Annotated in this window: 18 protein-coding genes; 10 read left to right on the forward strand and 8 right to left on the reverse strand. The window is 73.4% G+C overall.

Annotated elements, in window-relative coordinates; all coding sequences use genetic code 11:
• Positions 1–140 precede the first annotated feature (140 nt).
• Positions 141–920 carry a hypothetical protein gene (locus AW16_RS0101645; protein ID WP_081861407.1) on the forward strand — a complete coding sequence of 260 codons (780 nt, stop codon included), beginning with the start codon at positions 141–143 and terminating at the stop codon, positions 918–920.
• Between the two features lie 8 nt (positions 921–928).
• Here the strand turns inward: AW16_RS0101645 and glgA are convergent, their stop codons facing one another.
• The gene (gene glgA / locus AW16_RS0101650) at positions 929–2,176 is read right to left on the reverse strand and encodes a glycogen synthase (protein WP_029287600.1); all 1,248 of its coding nucleotides are present in this window, start codon (positions 2,174–2,176) and stop codon (positions 929–931) included.
• Positions 2,177–2,286: 110 nt separating this feature from the next.
• Between glgA and glgC the strand changes: the two genes are divergently transcribed.
• A complete protein-coding gene (gene glgC, locus AW16_RS0101655; protein ID WP_029287602.1) occupies positions 2,287–3,528 on the forward strand; it encodes a glucose-1-phosphate adenylyltransferase in 1,242 nt (413 codons plus the stop codon).
• A gap of 72 nt (positions 3,529–3,600) precedes the next feature.
• Positions 3,601–4,251, forward strand: coding sequence for a phosphoserine phosphatase SerB (serB, locus tag AW16_RS0101660; protein WP_255347042.1), 651 nt, complete (start codon positions 3,601–3,603; stop codon positions 4,249–4,251).
• 65 nt (positions 4,252–4,316) lie between these two features.
• Here serB and AW16_RS0101665 read toward each other — a convergent pair whose 3' ends face one another.
• From AW16_RS0101665 to AW16_RS0101675, 3 genes are read right to left on the reverse strand one after another with little or no spacing between them, the layout of a single operon-like run.
• Entirely contained in the window at positions 4,317–4,850 is a 534-nt protein-coding gene (locus AW16_RS0101665; protein WP_029287606.1) for a histidine phosphatase family protein, read from the reverse strand.
• Positions 4,851–4,864: 14 nt separating this feature from the next.
• Positions 4,865–5,635 (reverse strand): enoyl-ACP reductase FabI, encoded by a 771-nt coding sequence (gene fabI / locus AW16_RS0101670; RefSeq protein ID WP_029287607.1) that lies wholly within the window; start codon positions 5,633–5,635, stop codon positions 4,865–4,867.
• A gap of 35 nt (positions 5,636–5,670) precedes the next feature.
• Positions 5,671–6,393: a beta-ketoacyl-ACP reductase gene (locus AW16_RS0101675; protein ID WP_029287609.1), complete on the reverse strand. Its 723-nt coding sequence runs from the start codon at positions 6,391–6,393 to the stop codon at positions 5,671–5,673.
• 123 nt (positions 6,394–6,516) lie between these two features.
• Here AW16_RS0101675 and AW16_RS0101680 point away from each other — a divergent pair, with 123 nt between their 5' ends.
• From AW16_RS0101680 to AW16_RS0101690, 3 genes are read left to right on the forward strand one after another with little or no spacing between them, the layout of a single operon-like run.
• Positions 6,517–6,846, forward strand: a complete 330-nt coding sequence (locus AW16_RS0101680) for a DUF3099 domain-containing protein (protein WP_029287611.1) — start codon at positions 6,517–6,519, stop codon at positions 6,844–6,846.
• On the forward strand, positions 6,843–7,076 hold the full coding sequence (locus AW16_RS0101685; RefSeq protein WP_029287613.1) for a hypothetical protein: 234 nt from the start codon (positions 6,843–6,845) through the stop codon (positions 7,074–7,076). The genes AW16_RS0101680 and AW16_RS0101685 overlap by 4 nt, the downstream gene beginning before the upstream one ends.
• Positions 7,073–7,975, forward strand: a complete 903-nt coding sequence (locus tag AW16_RS0101690) for an SURF1 family protein (protein ID WP_029287615.1) — start codon at positions 7,073–7,075, stop codon at positions 7,973–7,975. Before AW16_RS0101685 ends, AW16_RS0101690 begins: the two co-directional genes overlap by 4 nt.
• On the opposite strand, the gene abc-f is transcribed toward AW16_RS0101690, so the two are convergent.
• Positions 7,962–9,560, reverse strand: coding sequence for a ribosomal protection-like ABC-F family protein (abc-f, locus tag AW16_RS0101695; RefSeq protein ID WP_029287616.1), 1,599 nt, complete (start codon positions 9,558–9,560; stop codon positions 7,962–7,964). The two genes, AW16_RS0101690 and abc-f, sit on opposite strands and share 14 nt — an antisense overlap.
• Before the next feature lie 182 nt (positions 9,561–9,742).
• Here abc-f and AW16_RS0101700 point away from each other — a divergent pair, with 182 nt between their 5' ends.
• From AW16_RS0101700 to AW16_RS0101715, 4 genes are read left to right on the forward strand one after another with little or no spacing between them, the layout of a single operon-like run.
• A complete protein-coding gene (locus AW16_RS0101700) occupies positions 9,743–10,351 on the forward strand; it encodes a biotin transporter BioY (protein WP_029287618.1) in 609 nt (202 codons plus the stop codon).
• Between the two features lie 14 nt (positions 10,352–10,365).
• Entirely contained in the window at positions 10,366–11,079 is a 714-nt protein-coding gene (locus AW16_RS0101705) for an energy-coupling factor ABC transporter ATP-binding protein (protein WP_029287620.1), read from the forward strand.
• Positions 11,076–11,705, forward strand: coding sequence for a CbiQ family ECF transporter T component (locus tag AW16_RS0101710; protein ID WP_029287622.1), 630 nt, complete (start codon positions 11,076–11,078; stop codon positions 11,703–11,705). The genes AW16_RS0101705 and AW16_RS0101710 overlap by 4 nt, the downstream gene beginning before the upstream one ends.
• 54 nt (positions 11,706–11,759) lie before the next feature.
• Positions 11,760–12,644 carry a neutral zinc metallopeptidase gene (locus AW16_RS0101715; protein ID WP_029287624.1) on the forward strand — a complete coding sequence of 295 codons (885 nt, stop codon included), beginning with the start codon at positions 11,760–11,762 and terminating at the stop codon, positions 12,642–12,644.
• 62 nt (positions 12,645–12,706) lie between these two features.
• Here AW16_RS0101715 and AW16_RS0101720 read toward each other — a convergent pair whose 3' ends face one another.
• The 3 genes from AW16_RS0101720 to AW16_RS0101730 are packed head-to-tail and all read right to left on the reverse strand — an operon-like array spanning position 12,707 to position 14,846.
• The gene (locus tag AW16_RS0101720; RefSeq protein ID WP_029287626.1) at positions 12,707–13,018 is read right to left on the reverse strand and encodes a metal-sulfur cluster assembly factor; all 312 of its coding nucleotides are present in this window, start codon (positions 13,016–13,018) and stop codon (positions 12,707–12,709) included.
• Positions 13,015–13,509, reverse strand: a complete 495-nt coding sequence (sufU, locus tag AW16_RS0101725) for a Fe-S cluster assembly sulfur transfer protein SufU (protein ID WP_029287627.1) — start codon at positions 13,507–13,509, stop codon at positions 13,015–13,017. Before sufU ends, AW16_RS0101720 begins: the two co-directional genes overlap by 4 nt.
• Positions 13,506–14,846: a SufS family cysteine desulfurase gene (locus AW16_RS0101730; RefSeq protein WP_029287629.1), complete on the reverse strand. Its 1,341-nt coding sequence runs from the start codon at positions 14,844–14,846 to the stop codon at positions 13,506–13,508. Before AW16_RS0101730 ends, sufU begins: the two co-directional genes overlap by 4 nt.
• Positions 14,847–14,911 lie beyond the last annotated feature (65 nt).

Raw genomic sequence — 14,911 nt, forward strand, 5'->3', positions numbered from 1 at the left:
CACGACCCTAGTCGTCCGCGCACGCGCCCCCCGGCGCTGCCCGACGAGCCGCCGACGTGTCGCTCGTCACGACGGCCACGGCGGCCCCGCGACGGCGTGCGGTGCGACGCCGACCGCGGCCCACGCCTACCGTGGCACCCGTGAGCGCACCGCTTCCCCTGCCCCGGTCCGTCCTGCTCGCCGCCTGGTGGGCGGCGGGCGACGCGCCCCGCGGCCGCGTGCTCGACGCGGTCCAGGGCGACGACGAGCCGCACGCGGTGCAGGGCCTCGACGGCGTCCGGGACCTCACCGACCTGCTCGACGCGGTGGGGACCCCCCACGGCGTCGCCGGGATCGTCACGAGCGCGGGCGACTCGGTCGCCGCCCCGGCCGAGGCCGCGCCGGCGGCGGTCGACGCGGGCGAGTGCGTGCTCGTGCGCGGTCCCGGTGCGACGCTGGCGCTGGTGCCGCAGGTGGAACGCTTCGGCTCGTCCCTCGAGCCCGGTCACCTCGTCACGTGGCGCGCGACCGAGGTCCCGGACTGGCGCACGAGCCTGCTGGGCCGACTGGGCTCGCTCCAGGACGCCGACCGTGACCTGCGTCAGGGCCTGGTGACGGTGACCGAGGCGCTCGTGCGGCTCGACGTGGCGCACTGGCGCGAGGACGACGCGGCGCGGGTGGCAGCGGCCCGCGACGGCGCCCTGCCGGCGCACCGGCTGCCCCCGCGGCTCGACGGGCAGCGTGCCCGCGTGCTCGCGAGCGCGAGCCGGCTGCGCCTCGTGGTCGAGCTCGCGACGCAGGACGACGGTGCGGCCGTGAGCGCGTGGCAGGCGGACCAGCGCACCGCGGCGTTGCGCGACGTCGACAGGATGGCCCGGCGCGCGATGTCGGCGGCGTCGACGTACCTGGACTCCTCGCGAGACTCCTCGCGAGACTCCTAGCGGGACACCTAGCCCGACGCCCGACCCGACGACGCGAGCGCGGACTCGTAGACCTTGACCGTCCGCTCGGCGATCGCCTCCCACGAGAAGTGGTCCTCGACGCGGCGGCGGGCGGCGACGCCCCACCGGGCCGCGAGGTCGGCGTCCGTGACGACCTCGGTCAGCGCCGCCGCGAGGTCGGCCACGAAGCGGTCGGGGTCGACCGGGGTCCCGGTGCCGTCCTGCAGCTGCTCGATCGGCACGAGCCGGCCCGTCACGCCGTCGTCGACCACCTCGGGGATGCCGCCCGTCGCGGTCCCGACGACGGGCAGCCCGACCGCCATGGCCTCGAGGTTGACGATGCCGAGCGGCTCGTAGACCGACGGGCACGCGAACACGGTGCCCGCCGCGAGCACCGCGACGAGCTCGTCGCGCGGGAGCATCTGCTCGATCCAGACCACGCCCGACCGACGTGCGCGCAGGCCGTCGACGAGGGCCGTGACCTCCGCCATGATCTGCGGCGTGTCGGGCGCACCGGCGCACAGCACCACCTGCACGTCGGGGGGCAGGTGCTCGGCGGCGCGCAGGAAGTACGGCAGGCCCTTCTGCCGCGTGATGCGCCCGACGAACACCACCGACGGCCGGTCGGGGTCGATCCCGAGGCGCCGCACGGTGGCGTCGTCGCGTGCGACGTCGGCCGCCGCGGTGGGCCGGCGCCAGCCGTCGAGGTCGATGCCGTTGTGCACGACGTGCACCTTGGCCGGGTCGACGTCGGGGTAGGAACGCAGGATGTCCGCGCGCATCCCGCCGCTCACGGCGATCACGGCGGCGGCCGCCTCGTACGCCTGCTTCTCGACCCACGACGAGACCGCGTAGCCGCCGCCGAGCTGCTCGGCCTTCCAGGGGCGCAGCGGCTCGAGGCTGTGCGCGGTCACGACGTGCGGCACGCCGTGCAGGAGCGAGGCGACGTGGCCGGCGAAGTTCGCGTACCAGGTGTGCGAGTGCACGAGGTCGGTGGCGACCCCGTCGTCGCCCACGCGTCCGACCGCGTCCGCCATCTCGAGGTCCACGCCGAGGGTCTGCAGGGCCGCGTTCGCACCGTCCAGCTCAGCGGGCACCCGGTAGCCCGTCACGCCCTGCTCGTCGCGCGGGCCGTCGAAGCAGTGCACGCGGACGTCGATCGTGCGCCGCAGCACCTCGGCGAGCCCGACCACGTGGACACCCGCACCGCCGTACACGTGCGGCGGGTACTCACGGGTCAGCAGGTCGACACGCACCACGGTCTCCTCGTCCACGCCGGCCGGCGGCCGGTCCTCGGGCGACACGCTAGCGCTCTGCGGCGCGCCTGGCCTCGCCGTCCGCCACGCTGGGGCCTAGGGTCCTACCCATGGCAGCACCGCGCGTCCTGGCAATCGTCCTCGCAGGTGGCGAGGGCAAGAGGCTCATGCCGTTGACGGCGCACCGCGCCAAGCCGGCGGTCCCCTTCGGAGGCATCTACCGGCTCATCGACTTCGCCCTGTCGAACGTCATCAACTCGCACTACCTGCACGTCATCGTGCTCACGCAGTACAAGTCCCACAGCCTCGACCGGCACGTCTCCAAGACGTGGCGCATGTCCTCGCTGCTCGGCAACTACGTGGCCGCCGTGCCCGCGCAGCAGCGCGTCGGCAAGCACTGGTACCTCGGCTCGGCCGACGCGATCTACCAGTGCCTCAACATCATCGACGACGAGCGGCCGGACATCGTCGTCGTCGTCGGCGCGGACCACGTCTACCGCATGGACTTCTCGCAGATGGTCGACGCGCACATCTCGTCGGGTGCCGAGCTCACCGTCGCGGGCATCCGCCAGCCGATCGCCGAGGCCGACCAGTTCGGCGTGATCGAGACGGACCCGACCGACCGGACCCGGATCAAGGCGTTCCTCGAGAAGCCGACCGACCCGGTGGGCCTGCCGGACTCCCCGGACGAGGTCCTGGCCTCGATGGGCAACTACGTCATGAACGCCGACGCGCTCATCCGCGCCGTCACCGAGGACGCGGAGAACCCGACGTCGCGGCACGACATGGGCGGCGACATCGTCCCCGCGTTCGTCGAGCGCGGCACCGCGGGCGTCTACGACTTCATCCGCAACGACGTACCGGGCTCGACCCCGCGTGACCGCGACTACTGGCGCGACGTCGGGACGATCGACGCGTTCTACGAGGCGAACACCGACCTCATCGCGATCGAGCCGGTGTTCAACCTGTACAACGACGACTGGCCGCTTTTCACGGGCTACACGGGCCTGCCGCCTGCCAAGTTCGTGCATGCGGGCGCGGGAAGGCTCGGTCACGCGGCCGACTCGATCGTCTCCCCGGGCGTCGTCGTCTCCGGTGCGACCGTGTCCGGGTCCGTGATCTCGCCCGGGACGCGGCTGCACTCGTGGGCGCAGATCACCGACTCCGTGATCATGGACAACGTGCACATCGAGCGGTACGCGCAGGTGCACCGCGCGATCATCGACAAGAACGTCGTCGTCCCGGAGCGGGTCCGCATCGGGCTGGACCACGAGCACGACCTGGCCCGCGGGTTCACCGTGACCGAGTCCGGCATCACGGTGGTGCCGAAGGGTGCCGTCATCACCGAGTGACGTGGCGGTCACACGAGCGGTCACGGTGGACAGTCGCCCCGCCACGCCGAGCCCGACGCTAGCCTGCGGGCCGTGACCCCGCGCCTGCTCGTCATGGACGTCGACTCGACCCTCATCACCGGTGAGGTGATCGAGATGCTCGCCACGCACGCCGGCACGCAGGAGCAGGTCGCGGCCGTCACCGAGCGCGCGATGAGAGGCGAGCTCGACTTCGCGGCGTCGCTGCACGAACGCGTCGCGACCCTCGTGGGCCTGCCCGCGTCGGTGCTCGACGACGTGCGCGCCGCGGTCGAGCTCTCCCCCGGCGCGCGCGAGCTCGTGACGAGCGTGCAACGGGCCGGGTGGACCGTCGGCCTCGTCTCCGGCGGCTTCGTCGAGATCGTGCGCCCCCTCGCGGCGACGCTCGGCATCGAGCTGGTCCGCGCGAATCGGCTCGAGGTCGTCGACGGGCGCCTGACGGGTCGGGTCACGGGTGCGGTCGTGGACCGCGCCGCCAAGGCGGTCGCTCTCGCCGACTACGCGCGCGAGAGCGGCGTGGCGCTCGAGCGCACGGTCGCGATCGGCGACGGCGCCAACGACCTCGACATGCTCGCCGCGGCGGGTTTCGGGATCGCCTACAACGCGAAGCCTGTCGTCGTCGAGCAGGCCGACGCGGCGGTACGCGGCCGCCTGGACGCGGTGCTCGACCTGCCCCCGTTCGAGGGCGTCGCGCGCGTCGCCTGAGAAGGCTCGCGCAGGCCCGCCGGGCTCAGCCGGCCGCCGTCGGCGCACCGGTCGGCCCGCGGTCCTCAGTCGGGCGTCGTCAGGCCGACGAGCCGTGCGCTGCTGCGCTCCCACGACGCCCACGGGGCGTCGAGCTCGAGCAGCGACCAGCTGGCCGTCGGGACACCGACCTGCACGCGCAGGTACGCGACCTCGTCCGACCCGGGTCCGCCCCACGCCTCGGCGGCGGCGGACATCGTCGGCTCGTGCCCGACGACGAGCAGCGTCCGGACGTCGTCGCCCACCGTCTGGACGAGCTCGGCGAGCGAGCGCACGCCGGCCTGGTACACCTCGTCCAGCAGCTCGACGCGCGGGTCGCCGCCCACGCCGGGGCGTGCGAGCTCCCACGTCTGCCGCGTGCGCAGCGCCGACGAGCACAGCACCAGGTCGGGCAGCACGCCGGCCGCGGCCAGCTGCGCGCCGACCCGCGTCGCCTGACGGCGTCCCGCGATCGCGAGCGACCGGTCGTGGTCGTCGACGCCGTCGGGGTGCTCGGCCTTCGCGTGGCGCAGCAGCACGAGCCGGCGGGCACCGGCCGTGCTGGACGCGTCGCTCGTCACCGGCTCAGGGTGCCTCACAACCCCATCGCGTGCACGCCGCCGTCGACGTGCACGATCTCCGCGGTCGTCGCCGGGAACCAGTCGGACAGCAGCGCGGCCACGGCGCGAGCCGTCGGCTCGGGGTCGGTGACGTCCCAGCCGAGCGGTGCACGGTCGGGCCAGCCGCCCTCCATCGACTCGAAGCCCGGGATCGACTTCGCCGCGGTGGTGCGGATCGGACCCGCGGAGACCAGGTTCACGCGCACGCCCGACGGGCCGAGGTCACGCGCGAGGTAGCGCGCGGTCGACTCGAACGCCGCCTTCGCGACGCCCATCCAGTCGTACACGGGCCACGCGAAGGACGCGTCGAACGTGAGGCCGACGATCGACGCGCCGCGGCTCAGCAGCGGCTGGGTGGCGACCGCGAGCGACTTGAGCGAGTACGCGCTCACCTGCAGCGCGGTCGCGACGTCCTCCCACTCGCCCGCGAGGAAGTTGCCGCCCATGACGGACTGCGGTGCGAAGCCGATCGAGTGCACGACTCCGTCGAGCCGGTCGAGGCCCGCCTCGCGCACGCGGTCCGCGAGCGCGGCGAGGTCGTCGGCGTCCGTGACGTCGAGCTGGACCACCTCGGCGGGCGCGGGCAGGCGGCGCGCGATCGCCTGCGTGAGGCGGAACTGGCGGCCGAACGAGGTGAGCACGACCTGCGCGCCCTCCTGCTGCGCGAGGCGCGCGACGTGGAACGCGATCGAGCCGTCGGTGAGGACACCGGTGACGAGGAGCTTCTTGCCGTCGAGCAGACCCATGGTGGTCTCCGTTCTGTGGTGCGAGCGATGTGTGGTCAGTGGCCCATGCCGAGTCCGCCGTCGACCGGCAGCACGGCGCCGGAGACGTAGGCGGCGGCGGGCGACGCGAGGAACTCGACCGCGGCGGCGACCTCGTCGGCCTGCGCGAAGCGACCCGCGGGGATGGACGCCTTGTACGCGGCCTGCGTGGCCTCGGGCAGCGCGCGTGTCATGTCGGTGTCGATGAAGCCGGGCGCGACGACGTTCGCGGTGATCCCTCGGCCGCCCAGCTCACGCGTGACGGACCGCGCGATGCCCACGAGCGCGGCCTTCGACGCGGCGTAGTTCACCTGGCCGGGCGAGCCGTACAGGCCGACGACCGACGAGATGAGCACGATGCGCCCGCGGCGCAGCCGGATCATGCCCTTGCTCGCGCGACGCACGCAGCGGAACGCGCCCTTGAGGTTGACGTCGAGGACGTCGTCGAACTCCTCGTCGGACATGCGCATCAGCAGCTGGTCACGCGTGATCCCGGCGTTCGCGACGAGCACCTCGACCGGACCGTGCGCCTCCTCGACCTGCGTGAACGCGGCGTCGACCGACGCGGTGTCGCGCACGTCGCCCACCACGCCGAGGACGCCCTCGGGCAGGTCGCCGGAACGGTAGATCGTGGCGACCTTGTCACCGGCCGCGACGAACCGCTCGGCGATCGCTCGGCCGATGCCGCGGTTGGCTCCGGTGATCAGGACGCTTCTGGGGGTGTTCGAGGTCTCGGGCACGGGACACGACGCTAGCCGAGTCCGCGGCCGCGGTGCGGGATCGCTGCGGCCCAGGTTCCCGGCGCCTCGTTGTGGGACCTGCACAAGGTCCGGCTCGAGCCCGTGCGGACATAAGATCTGGTGGTGAGCACTCGCAAGCGCGACGAGCCGGACGTCGCACGCATCACCAGCGCCCCTGAGCCGCTGGCGGAGGACGTCGCGCGGCGCCAGAAGCGGTACCTCGTGCAGATGGGCATCCGCATCGTGTGCTTCGCGCTGTCCGTGCTCACGTGGAACCACGTGCCCCGCTGGGCGTCGATCGTGCTGATCGTCGGCGCGGTGGTGCTCCCGTACGTCGCCGTGATCTTCGCCAACGCCGGCCGTGAGCGCCGCGACGAGGACACCACCTTCATCGACCCACGAGAGATCGGGCCCGGCACCGGCGCCCCTCGCGGCCTGGGAGGCGGTCGGTGAACCTGCTGGGCGCGGACCCCGTCGACGACCTGGTGTGCTCCGCGCGGGGCTGCCGGGCGGAGGCGAGCTGGGGCCTGCTGTGGAACAACCCGAAGCTCCACACGCCGGAGCGCCGCAAGGTGTGGCTCGCGTGCGACGAGCACCGTGGGTCGCTGTCCCAGTTCCTCGAGGTACGAGCCTTCCTCAAGGGCGTCGTGCCGGTCGACCAGCTCGAGGGCGCCGCGTCGTGAGGCCCGCGGTGCGCCGGGCCGTGAGCCTGGTCCTGCTCGCCGTGGTGCTCGCGACGGCCTGCGTCTTCCTGGGCCGCTGGCAGTGGCACCGGCACACGTGGCGTGACGCTCAGATCGCGATCGTCAAGCACAACTTCGACGCGACGCCCGTCCCCCTGTCGACGGTCGCCGGCCCTGCCGACGACCTGCCGGACGACGAGCAGTGGCGCCAGGTGACGGTGCGCGGCCGCTACGAGCCGACCTCGACCGTGCTCCTGCGCAACCGCCCCGCGGACGAGACGCCCGCGTACCACGTGCTCGTGCCCTTCGTCGTGTCCGACTCCTCGGCCGGTACCGCGCAGCAACCCACGGACGCGGGCACGGTGCTCGTCGTCGACCGCGGCTGGGTGCCCACGGGCGAGAGCGCGACCTCCTCGGTCGCGGTGCCCGCTCCCCCGGACGGCGACGTCACGGTCACGGTCCGGCTGCGCGACGCCGAGCCGGCGACCACCCAGGAGGCGCCGCCGGGGCAGGTCCAGTCGATCACGCCGACCAAGGTGCTCGACATCGGCGGCCTCGACGGCCAGGCGTGGAACCTCTACGGCGGGCTCGTCTCGGAGGACCCGGCCGTCGCACCCGTGCCGGGCACGCTCCCCGAGCCCAGCATCGACCCGGGCTCGCACCTGTCCTACGCGTTCCAGTGGTGGACGTTCGCACTCGGCTCGCTCGTCGGGTTCGGCTGGATGGCCCGTCGCGAGCTGCTCGAGGCACGCGACGGGACGGACGGCGAGACGCCGGCGACGCCGCGCCCGAAGCGGCCCGCGACGGTCTCCCGGCGGCGCGACGGCCGCGCAGAGGACGAGGAGGACGCACTCATCGCCGCGCAGCTCCCCGACGAGGAGCGCGTCACGCGAGCGTGATGAGGTCCAGGTAGTCGGCGCCCCACAGGTCCTCGTCGCCGTCAGGCAGCAGGAGCACACGCTCGGGATCGAGCGCCGCGACCGCGCCCTCGTCGTGCGAGACGAGCACCACGGCGCCCTGGTACGAGCGCAGCGCCGCGAGGATCTCCTCGCGCGACGCCGGGTCCAGGTTGTTGGTGGGCTCGTCGAGCAGCAGGACGTTGGCCGACGACACGACGAGCGCGGCGAGCGCGAGCCGGGTCTTCTCCCCGCCCGACAGGACCCGCGCGGGCTTGTCCGCGTCGTCGCCCGAGAACAGGAACGACCCGAGGACCGAGCGCACCTGCGTGTCCGTGAGGTCGGGCGCCGACGACCGCAGGTTCTCGACGACCGTGCGGTCGAGGTCCAGCGTCTCGTGCTCCTGCGCGTAGTAGCCGAGCTTGAGGCCGTGCCCCGGGTGGACCGTGCCGGTGTCCGACGGCTCGAGACCGCCGAGGATGCGCAGGAGGGTCGTCTTGCCCGCGCCGTTGAGGCCGAGCACGACGACGCGCGACCCACGGTCGATCGCGAGGTCGACGCCGGTGAACACCTCCTGCGAGCCGTACGACTTCGACAGGTCCGATGCGGTGATGGGCGTGCGCCCGCACGGCGCGGGATCCGGGAACCGCAGCCGGGCCACCTTGTCGGAGACCCGCGCCTCCTCGAGCCCGGACAGCATCCGCTCGGCACGGCGCGCCATGTTCTGCGCCGCGACGGCCTTGGTCGCCTTGGCGCGCATCTTGTCGGCCTGCGCGATCAGCGCCGCGGCCTTCTTCTCGGCGTTGGCACGCTCGCGGCGCCGACGCTTCTCGTCGGTCTCGCGCTGCAGCAGGTAGGCGTCCCAGCCGAGCGCGTACTGGTCGAGCGCCGCGCGGTTCGCGTCGAGGTGGAAGACCTTGTTGACCGTGGCCCGCAGCAGCGAGACGTCGTGCGAGATGACGACGAAGCCACCGGAGTAGGCACGCAGGTAGTCGCGCAGCCACGCGATCGAGTCGGCGTCGAGGTGGTTGGTGGGCTCGTCGAGCAGCAGCGTCTCCACGCCGGAGAACAGGATGCGCGCGAGCTCGACGCGCCGGCGCTGGCCGCCCGAGAGCGTCCCGAGCGTCTGGCCGAGGACCCGGTCGTCGAGGCCGAGGTTCGACGTGATGATGTGCGCCTCGCTCTCGGCGGCGTAGCCGCCGGCGGCGTTGAAGCGCGCGTCGAGCCTCGAGTAGCGCTCCATCGCGGCCTCGCGCGTCGCGTCGTCGTCGCTCGCCATCGCGCTCTCCGTGGTCCGCATCGCGCGGACGATGTCGTCGAGGCCGCGTGCCGACAGCACGCGGTCCATCGCGAGCACGCCGAGGTCGCCCGACGACGGGTCCTGCGGGAGGTAGCCGACGTCGCCCGAGCGCGTGATGCTCCCGCCCGTGGGCTGGGTCTCGCCCGCGAGGGTCTTGGTCAGGGTCGTCTTGCCGGCGCCGTTGCGTCCGACGAGGCCGATGCGGTCGCCGGCCGCGATGCGGAACGACGACTCCTCGAGCAGGACGCGGGCGCCGATGCGCAGCTCGACGCCGTGGGCGGTGATCACGTGGTGGTTTCCTCCGAGAAGGCCGCGCGGGTCTTGGCCGCGGGCACAAACGTCGTCAAGTCTACGTGCGGCTAGCGTGGGCGCTGCACCGCCGGGCGACCCTCGGCACGCGTGACCTGGTACCGCTGCACGTCAGACCAGCGCCTCGGCGCCCACCGATCACGACCGAAGGGTCTCCCACCATGAGCGACACCACAGCCACCGAGCTGCCGGCCCCTGCCGCCACCCGGTCGCGCGTCACCACCGACATCGCGTTCGTCTCGACGTTCGCCGCGTTCATCGCGGTGTGCGCGCTCCTTCCCGGCATCCCGACGGGCACGGGCGTCCCGGTGACGCTGCAGACGTTCGGCGTCATCCTCGCCGGGCTGGTGCTGGGCTGGCGTCGCGGCGCGCTCGCCGTGCTCCTCTACCTCGCGCTCGGGCTCGCCGGGCTGCCGATCTTCGCGCAGGGCCATGGCGGGCTCGGCGTGCTGGCCGGCCCGAGCGTCGGCTACCTGCTCGCATTCCCGTTCGCGGCGGCCCTCGCCGGGCTCCTCGCGGGCGGCGCGACGGCGGCCACCGGCTACGCGCGCTACGCGGTCTTGTTCAGCGCGGGCCTGTTCGGCAGCCTGGTCACGATCCACGTCGCCGGGATCGCCGGCCTCATGGTGCGGCTCGACCTGCCGTTCGACAAGGCGTTCGCCGCCGACGCGGTGTTCCTGCCCGGTGACGTCCTGAAGAACGCTGCCGCCGCCGCCGTCGCGTACACGCTGTTCCGCGCCTACCCCGACCTGCTGCGGACGCGGCGCTGAGGCTGGCGCCGACCATGATCGAGCTCGACGACGTCCTCGTCACGGCCTGGTCCCCGGACCCGGCCGGCGGCGAGGACGTCGTCGTGCGCCTGCTCGGGCCCGTGTCGCTGCGGCTCACCGAGCGCCGCATCGCGGTGGTCGGCGCCAACGGCTCGGGCAAGTCGACGCTCGCCCGGCTGCTGAACGGCCTCGTGCTGCCGTCCCGCGGGACCGTGCGGGTCGACGGGCTCGACACCGCGCGGGACGGCGCGGCCGTGCGACGCGGGGTGGGCTTCGTGTTCACGGACCCCGACGCGCAGATCGTGATGCCGACGCCGGTCGAGGACGTCGCGCTGTCGCTGCGACGCCTCGACCTGACGGCCGACGAGCGCACCGCGGCCGCCCGCGCGGCGCTCGCCCGCTTCGGCCTCACCGGCCGGGCCGACGTGCCCGTGCACGCGCTGTCGGGCGGGCAGCGTCAGCTCCTCGCGCTGGCCTCGGTGCTCGCGACCGAGCCACACGTCCTGGTGTGCGACGAGCCGACGACCCTGCTCGACCTGCGGTGGCGCCGCGTGGTGGACGACCTGCTCGACGGTCTCGAGCAGCAGGTCGTCGTCGTCACGCATGACCTGGACGCCGCGCTGCGCGCCGACCGGGTGCTCGTCGTCGACGACGGCACGGTCGTCGCGGACGGGGATCCCGCGGATGCGGTCGCCACCTATCGCCGACTCATGGGGGTGTCGGTGTGAGCGGACCACAGCGGCCACCCTGGTCCGGACCGCTCGGCCTGTTCCACCCCGGCACCAGCCCCGTGCACCGGTGCCCGGCGCCCCTCAAGCTGCTGGCGCTGGCCGCGCTCGGGCTCGCGCTCGCGCTGCTCCACGGCCCGGTATCGGCGCTCGTCGGCCTCGCGCTCGTGCTCGTGGTGCACGTCGTCGCGCGCGTGCCGTGGCGACGGACCCTGCGGGGCGCGCGCGGCGTGCTGGTGGTCGCGCTCCTCGTCGGCCTCTACCAGTGGTGGGCATCGACGTGGCAGGCCGCGGTGGAGGTGTCGGTCGACCTGCTCGCCCTCGTGCTCGCCGCCACCCTCGTCACGACGACGACCCGCGCGGACGCGCTCCTCGACGTCCTGGCGCGAGCCGCAGGTCCGCTGCGCCACGTCGGCCTCCGGCCCGAGACGTTCGCGCTCGCCTGCGGGCTCGTCCTGCGCACGATCCCGGTCCTGGTCCGCTCGTCGCTCGAGACCCGCGACGCGGCACGCGCCCGTGGCCTCGAGCGCGACCCGCGCGCGGTGCTCGTGCCCGCCGCGGTCCGGATGGTCGCGCACGCCCGGGCGACGGGAGACGCGCTCGCCGCGCGCGGCCTCGGCGAGTGAGCGCGGGCCCCGGCCCATCGGGCGAAGGCCGCGGCGTCGCACTAGCCTGCCGCCATGACCTTCCAGGGCGACGGCGGCTTCGAGGGCGGTCGCGTCAAGACACGCAGCGCGGGCCGGACGGCGGCGGTCGGGGGCGGCGCCGGCGCGCTGCTCGTCGCGATCGTCGCGATCGTCCTGCAGATGAGCGGCAACCAGGGCGCCGCCGACCTCGTCAACGGCCTCGTGCGCGAGGGTCCTGCCGCCGAGCAGACTCAGGGGACGATCGGCGACTGCTCGGTCGAGCAGGCCAACTCCCAGCGTGACTGCCGCCTGTCGGCCACCGTGTACTCGCTGGACGCGTACTGGGAGCCCGTCGTCGGCAGCTCGTTCGTGCTGCCCGACGTCGTGTCGTTCGACCAGCAGACGTCCACGGGCTGCGGCGACGCCTCGGCGGCCACCGGCCCGTTCTACTGCCCGCCAGACCAGACGATCTACCTCGACCTCGGGTTCTTCGACCAGCTGCAGAGCCAGTTCGGCGCCACGGACGGCCCGCTCGCCGAGGAGTACGTCGTGGCGCACGAGTACGGCCACCACATCCAGCAGATCACCGGCGTCATGGACAAGGCGAACCGCGGCGGCACCGGCGCGGACTCCGACTCGGTGAAGATCGAGCTCCAGGCCGACTGCTACGCGGGCCTGTGGGCGGGCCACGCCGCGACGACGAAGCGGCCGGGCACCGACGAGACGTTCCTGCAGCCGATCACGAAGGCCGAGCTGCAGCAGGCGCTCGACGCGGCCGCCGCGGTCGGCGACGACCACATCCAGGAGCAGGCCACCGGACGGGTCGACCAGGACTCGTGGACGCACGGGTCCAGCGCCGAGCGCCAGCGCTGGTTCTCGACGGGCTACGAGAAGGGCACGCTCGAGGCGTGCGACACGTTCTCCGCGTCGTCGCTGTGACCCGCTGAGAGGACCGCCGGGGCGATCCGCTCAGGGCACCGACGGTGCTCTCGAGCACCGCGTCAGATGTTGAAGCCCAGCGCCCGCATCTGCTCGCGCCCGTCGGTCGTGATCTTCTCGGGCCCCCACGGCGGCATCCACACCCAGTTGATGCGGAAGCCGTCGACGAGCCCGTCGAGCGCCTGCGCCGACTGGTCCTCGATGACGTCGGTGAGCGGGCACGCCGCCGACGTGAGGGTCATGTCGATGACGGCCGTGTTCGTCTGGTCGAGCACGATGCCGTACACGAGCCCGAGGTCGACGACGTTGATGCCGAGCTCCGGGTCGATGACGTCGCGCATGGCCTCTTCGACGTCGGCAACGGTGGTGGTCATGCGTCCTCCTTGACGGCGGCGCCCGTCGGGGCTCCGGTCTTGATCAGGGCGTCGTTCAGGGCGACCCAGCCGAGCAGCGCGCACTTGACGCGCGCGGAGAACTTCCCGACGCCCGTGAAGGCGTTCGCGTCGCCGAGCGCGTCCTCGGCCGCCTCGTCGCCGAGGCCGGCCCCCTTGGTCTGCATGAGGGCGCGGAACGTCGCCCCCAGCTCGCCTGCGTCGCTCACGCTGCGGTCCACCACGAGGTCGTGCAGCACGGAGACCGACGCCTGGGAGATCGAGCAGCCCTGGCCCTCCCAGCGCACGTCGCGCACCACGCCGGCGTCGTCGACGTCGACCTGCAGCGTCACCTCGTCGCCGCACGTGGGGTTCACCTGGTGCGACTCGCCGGACAGGACCCCGACGCCGGAGGTGCCGAGGCCACGGCCGTGCGGGTGCTTGGCGTGGTCGAGGATCACCTGCTGGTACAGCTGCTCCATCGAGCTGGTCATGCTGCTCCTTCGTCCGAGGCCGACCCGGTCGCGGGTGCCTCCAGACCGAAGAACGCCCGGACCCCGCTCAGTGCTTCCCGGAACGCCTCGATCTCCTCGTCGGTCGTGTAGACGGCCGCGGTCGCGCGGGCCGTCGCCGCGACGCCGAACCGGCGGTGCAGCGGCTGCGCGCAGTGATGACCCACCCGCACGGCCACACCCGCGTCGTCGAGCACCTGCCCGACGTCGTGCGCGTGGACCCCGTCGACCACGAACGACACGGTCGCGAGCCGGTCCGCGGTGTCCGTCGGGCCGATCACGCGCACCCCGGGCACCGAGGCGACCGCGTCGAGCAGCAGCCGCGCGAGGTGCTGCTCGTGCTCGGCGATCGCCGCCATGCCGATGTCCGACAGGTAGGTGGCCGCGGCACCCATGGCGACGGCCTGCGAGACCATCTGCGTCCCGGCCTCGAAGCGCTGCGGGGGCGGAGCGTAGGTGGTCTGCTCCATGGTCACGACCTCGACCATCGAGCCGCCGGTCGTCACGGGCGGCATGGCCGCGAGCAGCTCGCGCCGTCCGTAGAGCGCACCGACGCCCGTCGGCCCGAACATCTTGTGGCCCGAGAACGCCGCGAAGTCGACGCCGAGGTCGTGCAGGTCGACCGGCAGGTGCGGGACCGACTGGCAGGCGTCCAGGACGGTGATGGCGCCGACATCGCGCGCCTTCGCGACGAACGGGGCGACGGGCGTGATCGCCCCGGTGACGTTCGAGGCGTGCGTGAACGCGATCACCCGCGTGCGGGCCGTCACCACCTCGTCGAGCTGGTCGACCCGGACGCGACCGTCGTCGTCGACACCGACCCAGCGCAGCACGGCACCCGTGCGGGCCGCGAGCTCCTGCCACGGGACCAGGTTCGCGTGGTGCTCGGCCTCGGTCACGACGATCTCGTCGCCCGGCGCGAGCGCGAAGCGGCGGGCCGCCTCTCCCCCGCGACCGAGCGTCGCGTTCGAGATCGCGTACGCGACGAGGTTGATCGCGGCGGTCGCGTTGGTGGTCCAGACGATCTCGTCGTCGTCGACCCCGACGAACCGTGCGACGCGCGCCCGCGCGTCCTCGAACGCCTCGGTCGCCTCCTCGGCCAGCTGGTGCGCACCGCGGTGCACGGCGGCGTTGCGCTGCAGGTAGAAGTCCTGCTCGGCGTCGAGGACGACGTCGGGCTTCTGCGACGTCGCCCCGGAGTCGAGGTACACGAGCGCCTGGCCGTCGCGCAGCGTGCGCTCGAGCAGGGGGAAGTCCGCCCGCACCGCGGCGAGCTCGCGCGCGCTCAGCGTGTGCGGCGCGTCGATCGTGCTGGTCACGTGTGCCACCTCTCCTCGCAGCTCGTCGTCACCGGTCGTCCCGCCGGTCGCGTGTGCGGCCGGCG

It is taken from the genome of Cellulomonas sp. HZM (genome assembly GCF_000708885.1).
GTDB lineage: Bacteria > Actinomycetota > Actinomycetes > Actinomycetales > Cellulomonadaceae > Cellulomonas.

Excerpts from the sequence above, each read along its gene's own strand:
- sufU (WP_029287627.1), bottom strand. The coding sequence starts at position 13,509 with ATGACCAGCTCGATGGAGCAGCTGTACCAGCAGGTGATCCTCGACCAC.
- AW16_RS0101705 (WP_029287620.1), top strand. The coding sequence starts at position 10,366 with ATGATCGAGCTCGACGACGTCCTCGTCACGGCCTGGTCCCCGGACCCG.
- AW16_RS0101715 (WP_029287624.1), top strand. The coding sequence starts at position 11,760 with ATGACCTTCCAGGGCGACGGCGGCTTCGAGGGCGGTCGCGTCAAGACA.
- AW16_RS0101700 (WP_029287618.1), top strand. The coding sequence starts at position 9,743 with ATGAGCGACACCACAGCCACCGAGCTGCCGGCCCCTGCCGCCACCCGG.
- AW16_RS0101720 (WP_029287626.1), bottom strand. The coding sequence starts at position 13,018 with ATGACCACCACCGTTGCCGACGTCGAAGAGGCCATGCGCGACGTCATC.
- glgC (WP_029287602.1), top strand. The coding sequence starts at position 2,287 with ATGGCAGCACCGCGCGTCCTGGCAATCGTCCTCGCAGGTGGCGAGGGC.
- fabI (WP_029287607.1), bottom strand. The coding sequence starts at position 5,635 with ATGGGTCTGCTCGACGGCAAGAAGCTCCTCGTCACCGGTGTCCTCACC.